Below are 23,003 nucleotides of genomic sequence, written 5' to 3' on the forward strand. Positions count from 1 at the left end.
AAGAGCTGATACTATCATTTAATCATTTTTATTTAACATCTAAAATTTCAATTGTCACGATAGACATTGATTCCGGTGGTACTTGTCCAGGAACACCATTTTTCCCATAACCGCCACCTGGTTTTATATAAATTTTAGCTTTACCATTGATACCAGCTTTAGCAATAAAGGTATTCAGTGGTAATGGTAATTGACGATAAGGTAAAGTAAGTGGCTTAGCTTTATCATAATTAAGCGTTACAGTCCCGTCGGTTAACTCTTCATGCATCGTAAATATAACCGTTTTACCTGTAATTGAATCAACAGGTTTACCCTGTTTTAAAATTTTAAAATAGGTATTATCGTCATACTGTATATAATTTTGTTTTTGAATTTCAGATAGAATAGATTTATTGCGTTGAGCATTATCTTTACCAATAATTGAATATGCATAAGCAAGTTGTCCCGCAATCATTTGCCCTTCACCTGCTATTTTCTCAAGCTGCTCTTTTAATGTTTTATTTTCTTTTAATGCATTGCTTGTTTCAGTATTAGCTTTCACTAATTCAGCTTCTTTTGCCTTAATTTGCTCGTTTAATTGCGTACTCTTTTCTTCCAAAGACAGAGTTAATGCACGTTGAGTTTCAAGCTGTTTGGTGATATCACGCATCTCTTTTTGGGTGTCAGCCAATGTCTTTTCTTGCTGTTTTGATTGTCCAATCGCTTCTGTTTGCTGTTGCTTTAACGCACTAATTTGCTGTGTACTTTCTATATTTTGTTTTTCTAATTGTGCTTTTACATCAGCTAATTGATTACTTAATTTATCAACAACATTTTGCTTTTCAGTAAGTTGCTTTTCCAATAATGCAGAAGCCTTGGCACTTTCTGTTTGACTCACCGTTAGTTGTGCTAATGCAATATTACTTTCTTTAAATTGAGTATCTAATGCCTGATATTTAGCCGACAACTCATTCTGCGCTTTTTCTAATTTAGAAATTAAATTATTTTTATCTGTAATTAAATTATCAACTGCTTTCTCACCTGCAGATAAGCTTTTTTTCAGGTCAGCTAATTCTGTTATTTTATTCTCTAACTGTAATTTTAATTCTGGTATAGCTTTCAGCTTTTCATCAGCCTGCTCTTTTTGTTGTTGAACAGCTAAAAGTGACTTGTTTAGTTGAGTTTGTTCTTGGTTATTTTTTTCAACTTGTATTTTTAATTGTGCTATTTCTTGACGCTGTTCATCAACAAGTTTGTTATTAGCATCTTGTTGTTTTTCTGCTTCTACTACTTTTAATGCAAGCTCTTTAGATAAATCTTCACGTTCTGATGTGATTTTCAATAATGTACTTTGTAGTTTCTCTATCTCTTTTTTCGCTGTGTTATCTTGCAATAATAGTTGTGCCTGCACAAACTGAGATTGAATATCTTCTTTTTCTTTTTTGATAGTTGCTAATTGGCTATGTACATCAGCCAGTTGCTTGGCCAAATTAGTTTGTTCATTGGTTATTGTCGATAACGATTTTTCCAATACTGCTATTTCTTTATTTTTTACAGCTTCTAGTTTGGCTAACTCTTGTTCTTTTTGCTCACGACTACCTTGGAGTAATTGTTCAGCCTGTGCATATTGAGCCTGAACATTTTCTTTTTCTTGCTCGACTTTAGTCAATAATGTTTGTTTTTCATTTAATTGACTTAACAGTTTTTCTTGTTCGGCTTTCGTACTCTCAAGTGAGTTTTGTAACTTATCAATTTCTTTTTTAGCACTATCATCTTTCAATAGTGCTTGAGCCTGCAAATACTGGGATTGTAATTGCTCTTTTTCTTGCTCAAGTTGAGTAAACTTTACTTCTAAATTTTTAAGTGTTTCTGATTGTTTTTCAAAATCTTGCTGTTGTTTTGCTAGTTCTGTGTTTTTTGCAGTTGTTGCACTTAACACATTTTCTTTATCTGCTAATTGCTTAATTAATAAATCACGTTCTTCTTTTGTTTCTTCCAGATCTGTTTGTAGCTTGGCAACAGCTTGTTTCAATGTATCATCATTGAGTAAGTTATTTGCAGTCGCTAATTTTTCTTCTGTTTCAGCCAGCGATAGTTCCAATTGCTTAATTTGGTTATTCGCTTTTTGAAGTTTTTCTAAATGTTCCTTTAACGCTACTGTTTGCTCTGTATATTTCTGATACAGAGTTTGATATTTATTTCTTGTGTCGGCTAAACGATTCAACAACATTTTATTAAAAAGAGGTTGTTTATGATCAAGCACAGAGCGATTAAATTGATATGCAAAATGGAAAGGAATTGCAGTCACAGAATAAAATGTGCCTGGAATAATATCTAATAAGAAATTTTCATTTTGTTGAGGTTTTGAATAGTTTTCTTTCGAATAAAGCGCTAACGGGTTATAGACCGTAGCATTATTTCTGTACTGATATCGATTAAGATCTTCAGGTGTAAACTGAGGTTTAATCGGAACAAATGAAAGTAAGGGAGTCAAATAGCGAGTATTATCACTCTTAAATTTAGAATAATCCTCAGATAATACTGGGCAATTTTCAGCCAGCGTGATATCAGGTGTCTCTACTGACTCGACTACCTGATTATCTTTTTTTATTTGTACAGAAGGCTTAACTCGTTGCTCTGGCTTGTTTTGTTGAGATACCCTTGTTGTGTGGTTTACTCCACGATTAGCCTGACCGGTTCTCGTTGACGATGAAATTGTAGCAGATGTTTTAGGCTCAATTTTAATTGGCTCTTGCGTTTCAAAATAACGGTCAAAATCTTCAATAACAGAATTAAACTCATTATTGGCAAACGACAGTGTTGGAAACAGCATAAAAGCGAGACAAACACTCTGCTTTAATTTCATAGTAATTATTCACCTAGTTTTTTCAATGTCGAATTAACAGACATAATCGACAGATAGCGAACTTTTGCACACAAAACTTCTGTTTTTGATTCAATACTCATTTTTAGTAAATCTAAGCTATCTTTACTTGCCGTGTCTTGAACACTACGGTACATCGCATTAATTTCACTAATTTCTTTAAATGAACTCATCATAGATTGATAGTCCGATGGAGAAAAAGTTTTTAGAGAATCAAGTTGTTTAATACAAGCGCTTTGTGGTGCTAATCCTAATTTTCTTGCATCTACACCATTGTCAACAGATCCTGCTGTAGGTGTCATAGAAATCGGTTGTGCTGTTGCTACTGGCTGAGTCATAGCAACGGGCTGTGTTGCTTGAGCTTGCACCGGTGCTGGCGTCTCAACTGAACGTGTTTGATCTGACCAAACACACCCAGATAAAGCGAGAATGCTGGTTGTTATAAATACAGCAAGGACATTCTTTTTATTTTGTAATAAGGACATCATTTTTCCTTAATCCCGATCAGACTTAAAAATAAGAGCATATGAGTTGTCGCATTTTAAGCCATTTTATTATAATTTTCTATTACCTACTGCATACTAAATAAATAGGCTAACACTCAAGGTTGCAATGAGTGCTCCTATCATTTTATTTATTTTTTCTTAAAACACTACCTACATCACACTAAAGATGTCATTTTTTGAATATCGGATTTATTTAGTAAAAATGTTGTCATATAAAATGGTTGTTTTTTATTTCAGTAAAATAATACCAGATAATAATAAAAATAATAATACTAATTTTATCATTTGTTTACACCATTTACGTGTAATAATTAAGCTTATATTTTGTTATCATTCTTTAACGACTAAGATAAAATCAAGAAATGAGTATTAGATATTGTCACTGATATTTTTTCTATCCTTCAATATAGGAGAAGTAAGATGAATCATTTTAAAATAGGCATTGTTGTCGGCAGTTTAAGAAAAGAGTCGTATAACAAACAAACAGCAAATGCATTAGTTAAGTTATTCCCTAAAGAGTTTACTTACGAATTTATTGATATCGGTAACCTCCCTCTCTATAACCAAGATGATGATAATGATACACCTCCTACTGTTATCAGTTTCAAGCAACGCGTAAAAGAGTGCCAAGGCATTATCTTTGTCACTCCAGAATATAATCGTTCTATTCCTGGTGTCCTCAAAAATGCGCTAGACCAAGCATCACGCCCCTATGGAATGAATGCTTGGGATAAAATTCCTGCTGGTATTATCGGGGTTTCAATCGGTAATATTAGTACAGCTATAGCACAACAGCATCTACGTAACTCGTTATCTTTCTTAAATATGCCGACCTTAAATCAGCCTGAGTGTTACCTGAAGTGGTATGATGGGATGGTCGAAGATGGAGAATTTTCTGAAAAAACAGCACGTTTTATGCAAAATTGGGTTGATGCTTATGTCGCTTTTGTAAAACAAAATAATCAATAATCAATACCTCTAAAAAGAGCTTTGTGTTTTTAATACATAGCTCTTTTTTATTTTCATTTATTGACCATCAAAAAAATAAAGTATTCTGTTTTTCATCTAATAATAAATCACCGCTGATAAAAGTTTTAATATTTGCTGAATAACACTGATTAATATAACTCCTCATTTAAATATTAAGCAATACATTAAGGCTAATTTAGACCACCTTTAAAAGATGTGCATTACAATTATAATGAAAGTGCTTATTATACAAGCAAAAATTAAGTACTTTAAATAAAAATAGATACAAGATCAAAATGCACCACTTCGCTCAGTTACCTCAAAGTTCGAAAGTATCAATAAAGCTATATCAATATTTATTGGTAGAATTTAGAAATTAGTAATTGTTTCTAATATTTTATATTAGATTAGAATATTAGGCATAATGTGCGATGTATCTCTAAATAATATACTTCAATAATTGTGATAAACAAAAAAATTACCTATATTACTCATCCATTAAATACTGGCAGGTAAATCATGGATAAAAATTTAAAAGAAATTGAGTGCGAAATTGCGGCACTGAAAATTGTTATCAAATCTTTACTTTCCACGCTAAGTGATAAACAAAGAAGAGATATGCTGGGCAATATATCTATTGTAATTGAAGACACATCAAATCGATATCCTCAGCTTAATGAAGTTATTAACTTAACAGAGCAATATGTAAAAAAACTCACTCAAGCTTAGTGAAGAAAGTTATTCAAATTTATGTTTACCAAAATATTATAGGGTGCATAATGCATCCTATTTCTTTTGTTATATAGAATATGCATTAATTTCTTCCCATTAATGCAATCTTAAGTGAAATTCATTAAGTTATTATTTCCTAGCTCAAATATTCCCAGTTTTATTTTTCAATAAAATCATCATTAAACTATTGCTCCTTTGGGCTGATTTATTTTTTCCTTGGTTTTACTTAAACAATTAATTAATATAAAAAATAATTAATCACACAGTAATGTAGCATTGTTTTTGAGGGGCATATGGAAAAAAAAGTTGTCAATATAGAGTATGAAATTGCAGCATTAAAAGTAGTATTAAAGGCATTGTTATTGACTTTAACAGACAAACAAAAAGAAGTCGTAATTCAAGATATAAACAAAACCGTCAATGATGCCTACATTAATCATCCTCAATACAAAGATGTTATAAGCAAAACAGAACAATATATAAAAAAAATGATCTAAATATCTGGCGCTATATCATCCACACACCTCTTTTTATTATTAATTATCTTGAGGTAAATTATATTAGCGCCTTTAAAAAATCAAAATCATCTTAAAGAAAAGATAATCAATGATTGATTGACTATAAGAGAAAAATAGAAAATACTCTACAATCTATTAAAAATAGATTAAATGAGTTTACTCTTTATAAATAGTCTGTTTTTTATGATTTTTTTATTTTTTAAATGGATTGAGAAAAATTATTATAATATTGATACTCAGTCAATGATTGGTTAACTGATTGAGTAAATATTTTATCAATAGTGAATAAATATAGAATTATGTACGTATCTTTTTTATTTTATCTATGCGTCTAACGAGTAAGAACTTACCACCTTAGACACATGACTTATGGAAGTATCTCGATATTAATGATGCACAAGATTGAATTTTTGTACTGATAATTGTAATTCTTCGGTCTGTCTTTCTAACGAAATGGCTGCTGCTGAGACCTGTTCAACCAAAGAGGCATTTTGTTGCGTCACACTGTCCATTTGAGTAATAGCAACACTTACTTGACCAATACCTTTACTTTGTTCCTCTGATGCAATAGTGATTTCTTTCATTATTGAAGTGACCTGTTTTACTCCTGTCAAAATATCTTCCATTGTTTTTTCCATATCACTCACTAAACAGGCACCTTTTTTCACTCGTGTCGTTGAGTCAGCAATAAGTACTTCAATCTCTTTAGCGGCTTTTGCGCTATCTCCCGCTAAATTGCGCACTTCATTTGCCACCACCATAAAACCTCGACCATGAGCGCCAGCCCTAGCCGCTTCTACCGATGCATTTAGTGCAAGTATATTTGTTTGAAATGCTATATTATTGATAACATTAATAATATCAGCAATTTTGCTTGAACTATCAGAGATCCCATCCATCGTTGTGACGACAGATTCAGCTAACTCATTACCTTTTTCAACAGTGACTGACGCCACTTCAGCTAATTCTCTTGCTTGGTAAGCATGCTCCATATTTTGATTAACTGCAGCGGTAATTTCTTCCATACTTGCGGCTGTTTGCTCTAATGCCGTCGCTTGTTCTTCAGTACGAGACGCCAAATCATTATTCCCTTTCGCAATTTCAGATGCACCTCGATAAATACTGTCACTTCCCTGACGGATAGTGCTCACTGCCTCATGTAAGCTATTTTGCATTCCATTCAATAATGGTATTAATCGCCCTGCACAGTTATTACCAAAATGCTCTAGTGGTTGACTAAGATCACCTTCTGTAATTTTTACAAAATGCTGGCGAATACTTTCTAATGGTTTTTGTAACATGGACAGCAAGTAACGGTCAGTGAGAATAAGAATAATCCCACCTAAAATTGCGCTAATAAAAATAACAACTTGAGTTATTTCAATAAGTTCATCAACCTTTTCTATCGTTCTATCAATTTTTATATTTGCAATTTGATTAAATTTTTCAGTAATGTCACCAAATTCGCGACTTAATGCAGGAGTGACATTTCTAGCATGTTGCTCATATTCTTCAATAGTGCCATTTAATGCGAGTGCCATTTGTTTTTTAACTCCTTGTTCAAAAAGAGCTAACCAAATCTCCATCAATTCTTGAGAGACATTTGTATCCATAGGCCCTGGAGAAACTGATTTCATATATTCGATCTGTTTTTCCATGTTTTCCATTGCGATTTGAGCTTGTGCAAAGTCAACTTCTTTACCCTCTGCTTTTTGTTCTACCAAACGATTAAGCCGTGAAGTAAAACGAAAGTATTGGTCATTTCCCTGACTAAGTGCGGCCATTTGCTTTATTATTTGATTATCAGCCTGATTGCCTTCAGATATTTGTGATAGTGACCATGCGCTATAAAGACTCACACCGCCAAATAACACACATAAAGTACCCAGTATTACTATCATCATAATACGAATAGTAATGTTACGAAGTTTCTGCATCGAATTTCTCAACTAACAAGATAAAGTAATCCCAATAGGGTGTAATGTACTTTTATCGACATCTTTTCAATTTATTTTAATTTTTTACTAATTTTTTTTATAAATTGATTTTTTGTTTTCTATACATAAAAAGGGTTAGTTAAGATAAGCAAAAACGTTACTTATGTATCATTTTTTTCTAATTCTAAGAAACGAATATATATGATTTAAAATCAACAAGTTACAAAATATTAATTTTAAAAACAAGTAATGAGTGTTAATATTTATTAACTATATTAAAAATAAAAAGCCAATCTATAGCTTATTGTAATGTATTCATATAAGTATAAACATTATCGTTTAATCACCCTACTAATTTAATGATTTAATAACAATTACTTACGAGTGATTTCAGTCTGGTTTGCCTTGACTAGTAAACAAAAAAATAGCTAATGACTAAGCCAATGCACTCTATGAAGAGATCTTTATGTGGAGTAAACAAAAAAATAGCTAATGACTAAGCTAATGCACTTTATGAAGAGATCTTTATGTGGAGTAAATTTAAAGATAATAAAATTAGAATTTTTTATATATTTATTTATTAATTATTTTTTATATTTTTATTTTATACATTATTAAAGCAGCTTTATAATGAAGCTCAAGCATCAGATTTTGATTTTTAATTACGGTATTTGGAGCGGGCGAAGGGAATCGAACCCTCGTATAGAGCTTGGGAAGCTCTCGTTCTACCATTGAACTACGCCCGCAAGTGATTTTTCTGATTATACGCTTCCCTAATTGAACGACAATCCCCTTCTTATTTAAATGATTATTTAATCATCGAAAAAAATATAACTAACTATTTTTAAAAACAAAAAAGCCACCTTTCGGTGGCCTTATAACTATATTATTCTTCGCTAATGCTATTGTTAAATTAAGGATTTATTTAAAATAACAATTATTTATTAGGGCGCATTGCCGGGAATAAAATGACATCACGGATAGTATGGCTGTCTGTAAATAACATTACCATACGGTCAATACCAATCCCTAAGCCAGCTGTTGGCGGTAAACCATGTTCTAATGCCGTAATATAGTCGTGGTCAAAGAACATCGCTTCAGCATCACCTGCTTCTTTTTGGCGAACTTGATCTTCAAAACGCTCTGCTTGGTCTTGTGCATCATTAAGCTCAGAGAAACCATTACCAATCTCACGACCACCAATAAAGAATTCGAAACGGTCAGTGATAAATGGATTATCGTCGTTACGACGAGCTAATGGTGAAACTTCTGCCGGGTATTCAATGATAAATGTAGGTTGAATTAAGTGACTTTCTGCAACTTCTTCAAAAATTTCACACTGAACACGGCCTAAACCCCAGCTTTTCTCAATCTTAATACCAATAGATTGAGCAATAGCAACTGCTTTATCCATATCATCAAGATCAGCCATAACAGTTTCTGGACGATATTTGCAGATAGCTTCTTTCATGGTTAATTTGGCAAATGGTTTGCCAAAATCAAATTCTTGGTCACCGTATTTCACTAACGAAGAGCCCAGTACATTTTCAGTTAATGTACGGAATAATTCTTCCGTTAAGTCAATCAAGTCACGGTAATCTGCATACGCCATATAGAGTTCCATCATAGTGAACTCTGGGTTATGACGCGGTGATACCCCTTCATTACGGAAGTTACGGTTGATTTCGAATACGCGATCAAACCCACCCACAACTAAACGTTTTAAATATAACTCAGGTGCAATACGCAGATACATATCAATATCTAACGCATTATGATGAGTAATAAACGGACGTGCACTTGCTCCACCAGGAATGGTTTGCATCATTGGCGTTTCAACTTCCATAAAACCTTTGTTCACCATAAATTGACGGATACCCGCCATAACTTGTGAACGAATTTGGAAAGTTTTACGTGATTCTTCGTTAGAAATCAGGTCTAAATAACGCTGACGATAACGCATTTCTTGGTCAGCTAAACCGTGAAATTTATCCGGTAACGGGCGCAGTGCTTTAGTTAATAAACGCACTTCTGTACAATGAACACTTAATTCACCTGTTTTCGTTTTGAAAACACGACCACGAGCACCTAAGATATCGCCAAGATCCCATTTTTTAAATTGCTCGTTGTAGATACCTTCTGGTAAATCATCACGAGAAACATAAAGCTGAATACGACCACCCATGTCTTGCAATGTAGCGAAAGATGCCTTGCCCATAATACGGCGAGTCATCATACGACCTGCAATAGCAACTTCCACATTCGCTGCTTCTAACTCTTCTGCACTCATTGCATCATACTTTTGATGTAATTCGTCAGATAATGCATCTCTGCGGAAATCATTTGGGAATGCGTTTCCATTATCACGTAAAGCGGATAATTTTTCGCGGCGTGTTTGCAGTTCGTTATTTAAATCAGGTGCCTGCTCCGCACCTTGTTGCTGTTGCGACATGTTTTTCCTCACAGGCCCGCTTTTAAGCTAGCTTCAATAAATTTATCAAGATCACCGTCTAACACTGCTTGTGTATTGCGTGTTTCCACACCAGTACGTAAATCTTTAATACGTGAATCATCAAGAACATAAGAACGAATTTGACTACCCCAGCCAATATCGGATTTATTATCTTCCATTACTTGCTTGTCTGCATTTTTCTTCTGCATTTCTAGCTCGTATAACTTCGCTTTCATCTGCTTCATTGCCTGATCTTTGTTCTTATGCTGAGAGCGATCATTTTGGCATTGAGTGACAAGACCTGTAGGAACGTGGGTTATACGTACCGCAGATTCTGTTTTGTTAACGTGCTGCCCACCCGCACCTGAAGCACGATAAACATCAATACGTAAATCAGCTGGATTGATTTCAATATCAATATTGTCATCAACTTCTGGGTAAATAAAGGCAGAACTAAATGAGGTATGGCGACGGCCACCTGAGTCAAATGGGCTTTTGCGAACTAGGCGGTGAACACCTGTTTCTGTACGCAACCAACCATAAGCGTACTCACCAATAATTTTGATAGTCGCTGATTTTAATCCTGCAACATCACCGTCAGATTCTTCAATAATTTCCGTTTTAAAGCCTCTTGATTCAGCCCAGCGTAAGTACATGCGCATCAGCATACTTGCCCAATCTTGCGCTTCTGTACCACCAGAGCCTGCTTGCAAATCAAGGTAGCAATCCGCACTGTCATATTCACCAGAGAACATGCGACGGAATTCTAATTGCTCAAGCTTTTTATTTAACACATCTAATTCAGCAATGGCTTCGTTAAATGTCTCTTCATCATCAGCTTCAACCGCTAGTTCAAGTAAACCAGAAACGTCTTCTAGTCCTTGGTCTAATTGGTCTATAGTTTCTACGATAGCCTCAAGAGATGAACGCTCTTTTCCCAATGCTTGCGCCCTTTCTGGCTCATTCCACACATCAGGTTGTTCTAATTCAGCGTTAACTTCTTCTAAACGCTCTTTCTTGGCATCATAGTCAAAGATACCCCCTGAGAACATTTGTTCTTTCAGAGACTTCTTCAATTTGGTGTTTTACTGGGTTGATTTCAAACATGCTTTTTCGTCTTTATGTTGTTTTCAAAAACAATTGGAATAAATTTTGAACCGCATATTGTAACGGATATATCCACGGGTTTATAGCATTTATATACAATTGTCTACTCAATAGTTGTTGCCATAACAACGCTTTTACTTTATATCACAATAAATTGCTTAAATTATTCGAATTAACAAGGCCAAATGTGCTCAACAAGTAATTGTGCATTTCTTTGCCCTCTAAATTCATTCACATCTAATCGATAAGCTAATTCAACTGTTTTAATACTGTTATCAGGCCAAATATTGATATCAACATTAAATGCAATGGCATCAATCATCAGATGACTATTTACAGGCTGAAGCATCATTTTTAAATGCTTACTCCCTACAATACGCTGTTGCAACAACATAAATTTGCCGTCAAATAATGGCTCAGGGAAAGCTTGCCCCCATGGGCCTGCTTCTCTTAGCATTTCAGCAATAGGTAGCGATAATTGATTTTCTGTTAGTTCACCATCAGATAAAATAACACCTTGCAACTGCTCGTCAGAAACCAATTCAGACATTAAAGACGAAAAATGACGCTGAAATAGCGGGAATTTATCTTCTTCAAGTGAAAGTCCTGCCGCCATTGCATGCCCACCAAACTTAAGCATTAATCCAGGGTTTAAAGTATTTAATCGTTCTAGTGCATCCCTAAGATGTACACCACTGATTGAACGACCGGAACCTTTTAATAGACCATCACCGCTAGGTGCAAAAGCAATAACAGGACGATGTAATTTTTCTTTAATACGAGACGCTAAAATACCCACAACACCTTGATGCCATTCAGGATGATAAATCGCTAAGCCATTCGGCAAGTCATGTTGAGTGCCCATAAATTGGCGGAAAATAGAGGAGGCTTCTTCTTGCATACCCGCTTCAATTTCACGACGCGTTTGATTTAAACCATCAAGTTCATTAGCAATTTCACGCGCAGAGCCAATATTATCCGTTAGAAGCAGAGCAACGCCTACTGACATGTCATCAAGACGCCCCGCAGCATTTAAACGTGGCCCTAAAGAAAAACCTAAGTCACTGCTTACCAGCTGAGATAGCTCCTTACGAGAAACTTCAGTAAGTGCTTTTATCCCTACACAACAGCGACCAGCTCGAATACGACGTAATCCCTCATAAACAAAAATGCGGTTATTCTCATCAAGAGGAACGACGTCTGCCACGGTTCCTAATGCAACTAAATCGAGAAAATCAGCCATATTTGGACGTGCTAAATTGTGTTGCTCAAACCAACCTAATTTTTCTAATTCAGCTCGTAATGCCGTCATTAAATAGAAAGTAACACCAACACCAGCTAATGATTTAGATAAGAAATCACAATCAGCCAAATTAGGATTAATAATTGCATCAGCAGCTGGTAATGTTTGCCCCGGCAAATGGTGGTCTGTTACTAGGACTCGAATACCGTATTCATGCGCAGTCTCCACACCTTCAAAAGATGAAATGCCATTATCAACAGTGATAATGAGATCAACCCCTTTTTTTGCAACATCATGAACAACTTGAGAACTTAAGCCATAACCATCATCAAAGCGATTGGGAATATGATAGCTTACTTGTTTAAATCCCATTTGGCGTAATGCTTTGATGGCCAGTGCTGTACTGGTTGCACCATCGGCATCAAAGTCACCGACAATCACGATACGAGATTGCTGTTTTAAAGCCTCAATGAGCAATGTAAGTGCTGTTTCAATTCCAGTTAATGCTTGATAATGAAGTAAGCCTTTTAACGAGCGTTCTAGTTGAACTTCAGATGTTATTCCACGATTAGCATAAATCTGTCGTAATAAAGGATCTAAGTTATCCGGCAATTGAGTTGCCTGTGCAATTCGACGACGTAGTGTCGGTTCAATAGTGACCATAAAACGTGATTACTTCTCTTTTTTATCTAATAATTCAATAAGGTTTTGAGCAGAAATATACCCGCCATAAATACTCGCATTAGGTAACACAATAGCAGGTGTACCTTGAATTCCCATCATGGTACCTAATTTAAAATGTTCATTAATATTAATTTTTTTACATTCATCAATGGGAATAATTTTGTCACCTTTAAATGCACTGTCTAATGATTTATTAGGGAAGCCGCTACACCACACAGCATTCATTTCTTTACTCACTATATTATTGCCAACACCATTACGAGGAAATGCTAAATAACGTACTGTTATCCCCTGTTTATTTAACTCAGGTACTTCTTGGTGAAGTTTTTGACAGTAAGGACAACTAATATCAGTAAAAATGGTGATCACATGGCGTTCATTACGCGCTTTATAAACGATCATTTCATTTTTAAGTGAATCTACTTTTTTCATAATAACTTGATTGGCAATACTAACAGGTTCACCACTGCTGATATTATAAATAGGGCCTGCTGTTAGGTATTTACCATCGTCAGTTATATAAAAAATACCTTTATCTGATAACACTGCATTTAATCCAACAATCGGGGTTGGTTGAATGCTTTCTGCTTTAATTTGCATTTTAGCCAGTTGTGCTTCAATAGAAGCATTGTCAGCAAGCACAGGCATTGACACCATACTTAATAGTATTGGCAACCAGAGTAATTTCTTTTTCATTTAAATTCCTATTTAATGCCAGCGTGTTTGTGGCTATCCCCTTGGATGATGTTGCTGATGAAGCACTTTCAAGCGCTCTGTTGCAACATGGGTATAAATCTGTGTTGTAGAGAGGTCACTGTGCCCCAATAACATCTGTACAACACGCAAGTCTGCTCCATGATTTAAAAGATGTGTTGCAAATGCATGGCGCAACACATGGGGTGATAACTTTTCAGTATCAATTCCAGCAATCACAGCATAATGTTTTATCCGATGCCAAAAAGTTTGTCGTGTCATTTTTTGCCCTCTTAGGCTAGGAAAAACGATATCATCTGTTTTTCCTTGCATTAAAGTGGGTCTTCCATATTGCAGATATTGTTCTAACCAGTAAATAGCCTCTTCCCCTAAAGGGACTAATCGTTCTTTATCACCCTTACCGATCACTCTTAATACACCTTGCCGTAAGCTGATATCAGAAAGAGATAATCCCACTAATTCAGAAACTCGAAGTCCACAGGCATAAAGCACTTCAAGCATTGCTTTATCGCGTAATTCTAATGGCTCATCAATACAAGGCGCATTAAGTAAATCATCCACTTGCCGTTCACTTAAATCTTTAGGTAAGCGTTTTGGCAATTTTGGGGTTGAGAGTAATGCACTAGGATCATCTAAGCGTAATTTTTCACGATAAAGATATTGAAATAATCGACGCATTGTACTGAGCAAACGAGCAGCACTACTGGCTTTATAGCCTTCATCAAGACGCGTTGCGAGAAAAGATTGTAAATCCAAGGTGGTCACAGATAACCAATCCGATTGATGATGTATAAGCCATTGACCTAATGCTTGTAAATCTAAGCGATAAGAATTGAGTGTATTGGCTGATAATCCTTGTTCTAACCAAATATTGTCGAGAAATTGCTCAATGATAATATCTGTATCTTCATGAGTCTGCGTTGTTTTTTTTATCGATAATTTGGTTTGTGGCACAGTCTTACTCTCCTGCTCTTTAGTTTATTGCCTTTACATTATGCCTTATAAAACTTTTTTTCTGATACAATAGTGACCTTTATTGGCAAAAATATCCTAAAAATCTTTATGAAAATTGGTCTATTTTACGGTTCTAGCACCTGTTACACCGAAATGGCGGCAGAAAAAATTCGTGATATTCTCGGTGAAGAGTTCGTTGATCTTCATAATGTTCAAGAGTGTGATATCACGCTTATGGAGCAATATGACATTCTTATTTTAGGTATTCCCACTTGGGATTTTGGCGAAATCCAAGAAGATTGGCTCAACATTTGGGAAACATTGCCAACATTAAATTTAAAAAACAAACTTATTGCGATGTATGGAATGGGTGACCAAGTCGATTACAGCGAATGGTTTCTTGATGCACTAGGTATGCTTTACCATCATTTATTGCCAAGTGGCGTTAAATTTATTGGGTTCTGGCCTGTTGATGGATATGAGTTTGTCAGTCCAAAACCATTATCAGATGATGGCAAGCATTTTGTTGGCCTTGCATTAGATGACGTTAATCAATTTGAAGAAACTGATGAACGTTTATCACAATGGTGTATGCAAATTTTACGTGAAATAGAAGAAAATTTATAAATAGAATGCCCAGAGATTAAATATCTGGGTATTGCATTAACAGTTGCGAAAAATTACGCCATTCATTTTCAGTCATGCTATCAAAAGCGACCCATAACGTGATTTGTTTTTTATTCAAAATAGAGGTCAACGTTATTCGAGTACCAAATCGACTAATCCAGGGACGCTTTGTAATTTGCCACTCATGAAGTTTCCATTGCACTCGATTACCATTCAGTAAAGCAAAATCACCTTTGATTCGACTAATATTTTTTTGCGTAAAATACCAGCTTCCAATCAAAAATAGTAACAAAGGCACCCAAATATAAATAAAATCGGGAGGCCATGGATATAGCAATAAGCCTATTTCAAAAGCAACATAGATTGCCGTTGAAAAGAGTTGTGTAAACCATGACACTGTAAGATGCGATTTCCATAAGATCACGAGTTATATTAACTCCTGCTTTAGTTCTATACCGATATAAATAACGTTAAAGAATAACCTATTTATAATGTAACTTCTTTTTTAACCTTGTAAATAGTTTACCTTACATTTTAGATTTAATTTTTTATTATTTATGACTATTTTATACTTAATCAAAAAAACAATTTAATAATAAGTACGTAATCTTTATTCTTTTTAAATTGCTGTTTTAATAAAATGAGCATACCTGATTTACTAAATACTCAGAAGATAATCATGAAAAAAGATCATTTAAACGATGATTTATAGAGATAACACGCATTTTTATCGCAAACCTGTTTTTTATTTCATCACATTTTAGAACATAACTAATATTATTTTTATATAAAAATAAAAAACGCCTTTATTAGATAATAAAGGCGTCTTTATAACCAATAAAAATTATCATTTAGCCTATCGCTGATTTTATACGTTTTTTTTATTAATATTTATCAACGATCTCTGCCATTCTCGCCCGATTACGCTCTTGGATTAACTTTACCATATAATAGAGCGATTCATCGTCAGGACGACCATGATTCATTAACCAGTTAAATAAATCAGGATCTGCACATTCGAGTAAACGAACAAAAAGCGCTTTATCGTTATCAGATAACGTATCGTACTCATTTTCGAAAAAAGGCATGATAGAAATATCCAGCTCGCGCATTCCACGGCGACATGCCCAGTTAATTCGTGCTTTATTCTCTATATCGATAGTCATACTCTGCTCTTTACATTGTTCAAATCAAGAAATACTACGATTTCTTCCTACCTCGATGATAGTCTTATCACGAAATTTTTAACATCAAAATGATCACAGTTTGCAGGTTTCGTCTCATAGACACCATATTGAATACACTCTTAATGGTCATTTGTCAGGTTCATTTTCTGTGCGTTATAAATAATAATGACTTGCATTGTCTCGTGACTCTTTTACCATAACTGATGTATCTGATTAATTTAATCGCTGGTGACATCATGACTCAAAATTCGACTCAGGCTAAACGCCCTCATGCGGCAATCAATTTACCGTTAACACTGATTTCTTTAGATGAATGGTCACTGATAACAGCAACCGGTGCTGACAGTGAAAAATATCTACAAGGCCAATTAACAACCGATATTACAGCACTTCCTGCAACCACGCATACACTATCAGCACACTGTGAAGCAAAAGGAAAAATGTGGAGCACATTACGCTTTTTCCATATGCAAGACGGTTTTGCTTATATTTTGCGTAAGAATGTCGCACAAAAACAACTGACTGAATTAAAGAAATACGCAGTATTTTCAAAAATAACCCTAGCCGAAAATACACAAGCCGTATTATTAGGATTAGCAGGGCAAGGCGCAGCTCAGGCTTTAGCTGACTATTTTCCTAATATTCCTCGCAAAGCGAATGAAGTCGTTAATCACGATAATACTTATATTCTTCAATTGCCTTTACCTACTGAGCGCTTCTTAATTGTCACTGACGAAGAAACAGCAAAAAATCTAGCCACGACATTAAAAGCTGAAACAAGTGATAGTGAACAATGGTTAGCTTTAGATATTGAAGCTGGATACCCTATTATTGATACCCCAAATATCGAACAGTTCTTACCTCAAGCAACAAACCTACAAGCATTACCTCTGAGCATCTGCTTTAAAAAAGGCTGTTATACTGGTCAAGAAATGGTCTCTCGTGCGAAGTTCAGAGGCGCCAATAAACGTGCTATGTATCTATTATCTGGTGGTAGTACTGAGTTACCAGAAATTGGCGGTAGTATTGAGTGGCAATTAGGTGAAGATAAATGGCGTAAAACGGGCACTGTATTAAGTGCTGTACGTATGGCTGACAATACTATCCTTACAGAAGTTATTATGAATAACGACATGGAAGCTGACAGCGTATTTCGTGTCCAAGGCGACAACATCAGTCGCTTATCCATTAAACCTCTTCCTTATTCTTTAGAAGAAGAGTAACTCTTATTTAAATCAGAATGGATTTTTATGACACAACAACCTAATGGGGCTTTTGGCCCCTTTTCAGAGACTATTAATTTCATTATGGAATTAGATAAACTTAAACGTGTTTATCGTAAAAATAATGTGTTAGACAATAGCCGTTCTGAAAATACGGCAGAACATAGCTGGCATTTTGCGGTTGCCGCAATGAGTTTCCAACCTTATGCAGGCAATATTGATATGGGACGTGCTATTCAATTAGCTTTAGTCCACGATATCGTTGAGATCGACGCTGGTGACGTTATGGTGTATGACGTTGCTGCTCGTGAAGCAATCAAAGAACACGAGCAAAAAGCCGCAAGACGCATTTTTGCTTTATTACCATCCCCACAAAGTGAATATTTCCTCAATTTATGGCTGGAATATGATGCGGCTGAAACACCTGAATCTCAGTTTGCTAATATTCTTGATCGCGCCATGCCAATGCTGATGAACTTACATAATGAAGGTCAAAGTTGGGTGGAAAATAATATCCGCTTAGAACAAGTATTAGCGCGCAACCTGTTTATTGAAAAACAGTGGCCAGAGTTTTGGCAATATCTCTACCCTCAGTTATTAGAGGCGCAGAAAAAAGGCTGGTTGAAGTAACAACAAAAAATACCGATGGCTAACTTAACCATCGGTATTTAATTTAGAAATATTGTTAGATTAAAGCTTATTCGTAATCACTAATTGGCGCACATGAACAATGTAAATGACGATCGCCATATACATCATCAAGACGTTTAACCGCTGGCCAATATTTGCTTTGTTTCGTTGCTTCACTTGGGAACACAGCGCATTCTCGGCTATAACTGTGTGACCACTCTTGTACTAATTCATATTGTGTATGAGGTGCATTAACTAATGGATTGTCACCAATCGGCCATACGCCTTTATCTACCTGTGCAATTTCAGCTCGGATAGAAAGCAGCGCTTCAATAAAGCGGTCAATTTCTACTTTACTTTCTGATTCTGTCGGCTCAATCATCAATGTACCCGCAACAGGAAAGGACATGGTTGGAGCGTGGAATCCATAATCAATTAAACGCTTAGCCACATCCATTTCACTGATACCATAATTCGCTTTTAATGGGCGAATATCGATAATACATTCATGTGCGACATAACCATCAGCGCCAGCATAAAGAATGTCATAGTCATTTTTCAAACGTTGTGCAATATAGTTCGCATTTAAGATTGCCACTTGGCTTGCTTGTTTAAGCCCTTGCGACCCCATCATACGAATATACATCCAACTAATTGGTAATATTGAAGCACTACCGAACTGGGCAGCAGAAACTGCACCTTGTGTGGTGACATTTTCCATTTCAACAACAGAATGCCCCGGTACAAATGGTGCTAAGTGTGATTTCACACCAATAGGCCCCATACCAGGACCACCACCACCATGGGGGATACAGAAGGTTTTATGCAAGTTTAAGTGAGAAACATCAGAGCCAATAAAGCCTGGTGTAGTTATCCCTACTTGCGCATTCATATTGGCACCATCAAGATAAACTTGTCCGCCATATTGATGAATAATCTCGCAAACTTCACGAATACCTTCTTCGTAAACACCATGTGTTGATGGATATGTCACCATTACGCAAGAGAGTTCAGCTTGATGTTTTTCTGCTTTGGCTTTTAAGTCTGCAATATCAATGTTGCCATTGTCATCACAACCAACAACCACCACAGTCATGCCTGCCATATGTGCAGACGCAGGGTTAGTACCATGTGCTGAGCTTGGAATTAAACAGATATGACGTGCATTATCACCACGACTTTGGTGATAACGGCGGATTGCTAATAGACCCGCATATTCCCCTTGAGCCCCAGAGTTTGGTTGCATACACATTGCATCATAACCGGTTAATGCAGCAAGCCAATTAGCCAATTGTCCAATCATCACCTGATAGCCTTTCGCTTGATAGGCTGGGCAGAATGGATGTAGCTCTGTAAACTCAGGCCATGTAATTGGGATCATTTCAGCAGCCGCATTTAGTTTCATCGTACATGAACCTAATGGGATCATTGCTTGATTTAAAGCTAAGTCTTTATTTTCTAAACGATGCATATAACGCATCATTTCAGTTTCACTGTGATAATGATGAAAATTTTCATGTGTTAACACAGTGTCTTTACGTAGCATAGACGCGGGAATAGATGCTGAAGATGAAACGACTTGTTTATCAAGTGTATCAATATCACCTACTAATGCTTTACCACTAAGGATCTCAATAAGCTTTAATACATCTTCACGAGTTGTTATTTCACTTAATGTGACACCAACGGCACCCACAATATCCGTGCGCAAGTTAATTTCAGCGTCTTTTGCACGTTGTAATACAGCGGCTTTATCTGCTGTTTCAACCGTTAAGGTATCAAACCAAGTTTGATGGCGTAAGGTCATGCCATTTTGTTGTAAACCCGCAGCCAAAATATCAGTTAAACGATGAATACGTTGAGCGATGGTTTTTAACCCTTCAGGCCCATGATAAACCGCATACATAGCAGCAATGTTGGCAAGTAAAACTTGAGATGTACAAATATTGGAGTTGGCTTTTTCACGACGAATATGCTGTTCTCGTGTTTGCATTGCCATACGTAATGCACGATTACCTGCGGCATCACGAGAAACACCAATGATACGACCAGGCATTGCTCGCTTATATTCATCACGACAAGCAAAGAATGCCGCATGAGGACCACCATATCCCATTGGTACACCAAAACGTTGTGCTGAACCTAATACGATATCAGCACCTTGATGACCTGGCGCTGTTAATACCACCAGCGCCATTAAATCGGCAGCAACACTCGTAATAATTTTGCGTTCTTTCAGTTCAGCCAATAACTTACTGTAATCATGAACTTCACCTGTTGTGCCAACTTGTTGTAATAGCACACCAAAAACACCTTCAAGCTCTAATACCTTTTCCGCTTTATCAACAACAACCTCAAAACCAAAGGTATCTGCGCGTGTTTTTACCACATCTAGGGTTTGGGGATGAATATCATCAGCGACAAAGAAACGATCTGCATTTTTTAGTTTGCTTACACGTTTTGCCATCGCCATTGCTTCAGCGGCAGCCGTTGCTTCATCGAGTAACGACGCAGAAGCGAGATCCATTCCCGTATAATCAATAGTGACTTGTTGGAAATTCAGCAGTGATTCAAGGCGGCCTTGAGACACTTCTGGCTGATACGGTGTATAAGCGGTATACCAACCTGGATTTTCTAATAAATTACGTAAAATCACGGGGGGCAATACAGAAGGCGCATAACCCATACCAATATAAGAAGTAAAACGCTTATTTTGGCTGGCAATGGCTTTAAGTTCAGCCAAGGCTTCTTGCTCTGTTGCTCCAGCTCCCACATTTGGTGGAGTATCTAGTTGGATATTATCTGGAACAATTTTTTGGGTTAATTCATTTAATGAGGAGACGCCAACAGCACTGAGCATCTCTTTAATCTGTTCTGGTGATGAACCAATATGGCGACGAATAAATTCATCACGATACTCTAACTGATTTAAAGTCTGTGTCATTGCAAGTAATTTCCTGAATTCACGATGAATGGATAGGTAATAGCCATGGCTTAAAGAACGTAGTGATAGCAACAAATAACAAGCTAATAAATAAAAACGCCCCGGTATGATTTGACGGGGCGCTTAGTTTTATTCTTCGCTATCTACCAACTCTTGATAACCAGTAGCATCAAGTAGGTCATCTAATTCGCTTTCATTATTTGCTTTAATGCGAAATAGCCAACCTTCTCCGTAAGGTGCGCTGTTTACCAGCTCTGGAGAACCATCTAACTCTTCATTTACTGCGATAATTTCACCCGATAATGGTGAATAAATATCTGATGCGGCTTTTACTGATTCCGCTACTGCACAATCATCACCGGCTACTACTTCTCTACCCACTTCAGGTAGATCAACAAACACCATGTCACCTAATAATTCCTGTGCATGTTCAGTAATACCGATAGTGTATTCACCATTGCCTTCTGAACGGACCCACTCATGAGACTGCGCGTATTTTAATTCACTAGGTATTTGACTCATTGACCTTACTCTCCATTTAAAATAATTGTGCGTGTTATACCAATGCTTTACCTGAACGAACAAAACCAGGTTTAACAACTTCTACTGGCATTTCACGATTACGCATTAATACAATTGCGCTATCTTTAATACCTGCGGGAACTCTTGCTAATGCAATACTAAAGCCTAATGTGGGCGAAAAAGTACCGCTTGTAATCACACCTTCTCTTAATTCACCCAAATCATCAGTAAAGTGTACGGCAGTACCTGCACGTAACACACCTTTCTCTCGCATAACAAGGCCGACAAGTTTATCTGTGCCTGTTGCGCGTAATTTTTCTAATGCTTCTCGACCAATAAATTGACGATCTTCAGGTGCCCACGCAATCGTCCACCCCATATTAGCTTCAAGCGGATTAATAGTTTCATCCATCTCTTGGCTATAAAGATTCATTCCAGCTTCTAAGCGTAATGTATCTCTTGCACCTAATCCGGCAGGTTTAACACCCACCGCTAATAATTTTTTCCAGAAATCGACTGCTTGCTCTTTTGGCATCGCAATTTCATAACCCGCTTCACCTGTATAGCCTGTTGTTGCGATAAATAAGTCATCAAGTTCTACACCATAAAAAGGCTTCATAGTTGAAACAACTTGGCGTTGCTGTTCAGTCAATAATCGTTGAACCTTTTCTTGTGCGTGAGGGCCTTGAACCGCGATTAAAGCCAAGTCATCACGAACAGTAATATCAACCACGTAATCTGAAGCATGTTGTTCAATCCATGCCAGATCTTTTTCACGAGTAGCGGAGTTCACCACAAGGCGATAGAAAGAATCATCAAAGTAATAGACGATAAGATCGTCAATTACACCACCTGATGCATTAAGCATACCGGTATAAAGCGCCTTACCTTTTTCGGTGAGTTTAGCGACATCATTCGCTAATAAATAACGTAGGAAATCTTTAACTTGCGAGCCATGTAAATCAACAATGGTCATATGAGAAACATCAAACATACCTGCATCACTGCGTACATTGTGATGTTCATCTATTTGAGAGCCATAATGCAACGGCATCATCCAACCATGAAAATCGACCATACGAGCACCGCAGGCTACGTGCTCATCATACAACGGAGTCTGTTTTGCCATTCTTCCCTCTTTCTACTTTTACTTTAGATTATTCAGAGAACGCAATTTGTTAAATATAAAAT

At 36.3% G+C, this 23,003-nt stretch carries 19 protein-coding genes and 1 tRNA gene; 6 read left to right on the forward strand and 14 right to left on the reverse strand.

Annotated elements, in window-relative coordinates:
* Window positions 1-28: 28 nt before the first annotated feature.
* Window positions 29-2,845: a sugar transporter gene (locus ABN080_RS09865; protein ID WP_349440924.1), complete on the reverse strand. Its 2,817-nt coding sequence runs from the start codon at window positions 2,843-2,845 to the stop codon at window positions 29-31.
* Window positions 2,846-2,850: 5 nt separating this feature from the next.
* On the reverse strand, window positions 2,851-3,348 hold the full coding sequence (locus tag ABN080_RS09870) for a YuaE family lipoprotein (RefSeq protein ID WP_349440925.1): 498 nt from the start codon (window positions 3,346-3,348) through the stop codon (window positions 2,851-2,853).
* A 441-nt stretch (window positions 3,349-3,789) separates the two neighbouring features.
* Between ABN080_RS09870 and ABN080_RS09875 the strand changes: the two genes are divergently transcribed.
* From ABN080_RS09875 to ABN080_RS09885, 3 genes are all read left to right on the forward strand, one after another.
* Window positions 3,790-4,338, forward strand: a complete 549-nt coding sequence (locus ABN080_RS09875; protein ID WP_115350647.1) for an NADPH-dependent FMN reductase — start codon at window positions 3,790-3,792, stop codon at window positions 4,336-4,338.
* A gap of 519 nt (window positions 4,339-4,857) precedes the next feature.
* Window positions 4,858-5,067, forward strand: coding sequence for a sigma-S stabilization anti-adapter protein IraP (locus tag ABN080_RS09880; protein WP_072069219.1), 210 nt, complete (start codon window positions 4,858-4,860; stop codon window positions 5,065-5,067).
* 296 nt (window positions 5,068-5,363) lie between these two features.
* Window positions 5,364-5,567, forward strand: a complete 204-nt coding sequence (locus tag ABN080_RS09885) for a hypothetical protein (RefSeq protein ID WP_349440926.1) — start codon at window positions 5,364-5,366, stop codon at window positions 5,565-5,567.
* A gap of 407 nt (window positions 5,568-5,974) precedes the next feature.
* Here ABN080_RS09885 and ABN080_RS09890 read toward each other — a convergent pair whose 3' ends face one another.
* The 7 genes from ABN080_RS09890 to xerD form a co-directional block, all read right to left on the reverse strand.
* Window positions 5,975-7,525 carry a methyl-accepting chemotaxis protein gene (locus tag ABN080_RS09890; protein ID WP_349440927.1) on the reverse strand — a complete coding sequence of 517 codons (1,551 nt, stop codon included), beginning with the start codon at window positions 7,523-7,525 and terminating at the stop codon, window positions 5,975-5,977.
* A 672-nt stretch (window positions 7,526-8,197) separates the two neighbouring features.
* Window positions 8,198-8,271, reverse strand: a tRNA-Gly gene (locus ABN080_RS09895).
* A gap of 191 nt (window positions 8,272-8,462) precedes the next feature.
* Window positions 8,463-9,977, reverse strand: coding sequence for a lysine--tRNA ligase (gene lysS / locus ABN080_RS09900; protein WP_349440928.1), 1,515 nt, complete (start codon window positions 9,975-9,977; stop codon window positions 8,463-8,465).
* 8 nt (window positions 9,978-9,985) lie between these two features.
* Window positions 9,986-11,084 (reverse strand): peptide chain release factor 2 gene (gene prfB, locus ABN080_RS09905; RefSeq protein ID WP_099074846.1). Its coding sequence is split into 2 segments (ribosomal slippage): window positions 9,986-11,008 and window positions 11,010-11,084, totalling 1,098 coding nucleotides; the frame shifts between segments, so codons are not numbered across the junction.
* A 172-nt stretch (window positions 11,085-11,256) separates the two neighbouring features.
* Window positions 11,257-12,990, reverse strand: coding sequence for a single-stranded-DNA-specific exonuclease RecJ (gene recJ, locus ABN080_RS09910; RefSeq protein WP_072069224.1), 1,734 nt, complete (start codon window positions 12,988-12,990; stop codon window positions 11,257-11,259).
* Between the two features lie 9 nt (window positions 12,991-12,999).
* Window positions 13,000-13,707 carry a bifunctional protein-disulfide isomerase/oxidoreductase DsbC gene (dsbC, locus tag ABN080_RS09915; RefSeq protein WP_072069225.1) on the reverse strand — a complete coding sequence of 236 codons (708 nt, stop codon included), beginning with the start codon at window positions 13,705-13,707 and terminating at the stop codon, window positions 13,000-13,002.
* A 33-nt stretch (window positions 13,708-13,740) separates the two neighbouring features.
* A complete protein-coding gene (gene xerD / locus ABN080_RS09920; protein ID WP_349440929.1) occupies window positions 13,741-14,679 on the reverse strand; it encodes a site-specific tyrosine recombinase XerD in 939 nt (312 codons plus the stop codon).
* Between the two features lie 108 nt (window positions 14,680-14,787).
* Here xerD and fldB point away from each other — a divergent pair, with 108 nt between their 5' ends.
* A complete protein-coding gene (gene fldB, locus ABN080_RS09925) occupies window positions 14,788-15,306 on the forward strand; it encodes a flavodoxin FldB (RefSeq protein ID WP_196554922.1) in 519 nt (172 codons plus the stop codon).
* Window positions 15,307-15,322: 16 nt separating this feature from the next.
* On the opposite strand, the gene ABN080_RS09930 is transcribed toward fldB, so the two are convergent.
* Both ABN080_RS09930 and sdhE read right to left on the reverse strand, forming a co-directional pair.
* Window positions 15,323-15,730, reverse strand: a complete 408-nt coding sequence (locus ABN080_RS09930) for a protein YgfX (RefSeq protein ID WP_109407423.1) — start codon at window positions 15,728-15,730, stop codon at window positions 15,323-15,325.
* 460 nt (window positions 15,731-16,190) lie between these two features.
* Entirely contained in the window at window positions 16,191-16,466 is a 276-nt protein-coding gene (gene sdhE, locus ABN080_RS09935; protein WP_036938885.1) for an FAD assembly factor SdhE, read from the reverse strand.
* 263 nt (window positions 16,467-16,729) lie between these two features.
* On the opposite strand from sdhE, the gene ygfZ reads away from it, so the two are divergent.
* A complete protein-coding gene (ygfZ, locus tag ABN080_RS09940) occupies window positions 16,730-17,716 on the forward strand; it encodes a tRNA-modifying protein YgfZ (RefSeq protein ID WP_196554924.1) in 987 nt (328 codons plus the stop codon).
* A gap of 27 nt (window positions 17,717-17,743) precedes the next feature.
* Window positions 17,744-18,346 carry an HD domain-containing protein gene (locus ABN080_RS09945; protein WP_196554925.1) on the forward strand — a complete coding sequence of 201 codons (603 nt, stop codon included), beginning with the start codon at window positions 17,744-17,746 and terminating at the stop codon, window positions 18,344-18,346.
* Window positions 18,347-18,413: 67 nt separating this feature from the next.
* On the opposite strand, the gene gcvP is transcribed toward ABN080_RS09945, so the two are convergent.
* From gcvP to gcvT, 3 genes are all read right to left on the reverse strand, one after another.
* Window positions 18,414-21,290, reverse strand: coding sequence for an aminomethyl-transferring glycine dehydrogenase (gcvP, locus tag ABN080_RS09950; protein ID WP_349440930.1), 2,877 nt, complete (start codon window positions 21,288-21,290; stop codon window positions 18,414-18,416).
* 129 nt (window positions 21,291-21,419) lie between these two features.
* Window positions 21,420-21,812 carry a glycine cleavage system protein GcvH gene (gene gcvH / locus ABN080_RS09955; protein WP_349440931.1) on the reverse strand — a complete coding sequence of 131 codons (393 nt, stop codon included), beginning with the start codon at window positions 21,810-21,812 and terminating at the stop codon, window positions 21,420-21,422.
* Window positions 21,813-21,846: 34 nt separating this feature from the next.
* The gene (gene gcvT, locus ABN080_RS09960; RefSeq protein WP_349440932.1) at window positions 21,847-22,941 is read right to left on the reverse strand and encodes a glycine cleavage system aminomethyltransferase GcvT; all 1,095 of its coding nucleotides are present in this window, start codon (window positions 22,939-22,941) and stop codon (window positions 21,847-21,849) included.
* Window positions 22,942-23,003 lie beyond the last annotated feature (62 nt).

The sequence above is a fragment of the Proteus sp. fly-1089 genome (assembly GCF_040138965.1).
Taxonomy (GTDB): domain Bacteria; phylum Pseudomonadota; class Gammaproteobacteria; order Enterobacterales; family Enterobacteriaceae; genus Proteus; species Proteus vulgaris_B.

Bases quoted from the DNA above. Each gene is read 5' to 3' on its own strand.
- ABN080_RS09865 (WP_349440924.1), bottom strand. From the start codon at position 2,845: ATGAAATTAAAGCAGAGTGTTTGTCTCGCTTTTATGCTGTTTCCAACA.
- ABN080_RS09870 (WP_349440925.1), bottom strand. From the start codon at position 3,348: ATGTCCTTATTACAAAATAAAAAGAATGTCCTTGCTGTATTTATAACA.
- ABN080_RS09875 (WP_115350647.1), top strand. From the start codon at position 3,790: ATGAATCATTTTAAAATAGGCATTGTTGTCGGCAGTTTAAGAAAAGAG.
- ABN080_RS09880 (WP_072069219.1), top strand. From the start codon at position 4,858: ATGGATAAAAATTTAAAAGAAATTGAGTGCGAAATTGCGGCACTGAAA.
- ABN080_RS09885 (WP_349440926.1), top strand. From the start codon at position 5,364: ATGGAAAAAAAAGTTGTCAATATAGAGTATGAAATTGCAGCATTAAAA.
- ABN080_RS09890 (WP_349440927.1), bottom strand. From the start codon at position 7,525: ATGCAGAAACTTCGTAACATTACTATTCGTATTATGATGATAGTAATA.
- lysS (WP_349440928.1), bottom strand. From the start codon at position 9,977: ATGTCGCAACAGCAACAAGGTGCGGAGCAGGCACCTGATTTAAATAAC.
- recJ (WP_072069224.1), bottom strand. From the start codon at position 12,990: ATGGTCACTATTGAACCGACACTACGTCGTCGAATTGCACAGGCAACT.
- dsbC (WP_072069225.1), bottom strand. From the start codon at position 13,707: ATGAAAAAGAAATTACTCTGGTTGCCAATACTATTAAGTATGGTGTCA.
- fldB (WP_196554922.1), top strand. From the start codon at position 14,788: ATGAAAATTGGTCTATTTTACGGTTCTAGCACCTGTTACACCGAAATG.
- ygfZ (WP_196554924.1), top strand. From the start codon at position 16,730: ATGACTCAAAATTCGACTCAGGCTAAACGCCCTCATGCGGCAATCAAT.
- ABN080_RS09945 (WP_196554925.1), top strand. From the start codon at position 17,744: ATGACACAACAACCTAATGGGGCTTTTGGCCCCTTTTCAGAGACTATT.
- gcvP (WP_349440930.1), bottom strand. From the start codon at position 21,290: ATGACACAGACTTTAAATCAGTTAGAGTATCGTGATGAATTTATTCGT.
- gcvH (WP_349440931.1), bottom strand. From the start codon at position 21,812: ATGAGTCAAATACCTAGTGAATTAAAATACGCGCAGTCTCATGAGTGG.
- gcvT (WP_349440932.1), bottom strand. From the start codon at position 22,941: ATGGCAAAACAGACTCCGTTGTATGATGAGCACGTAGCCTGCGGTGCT.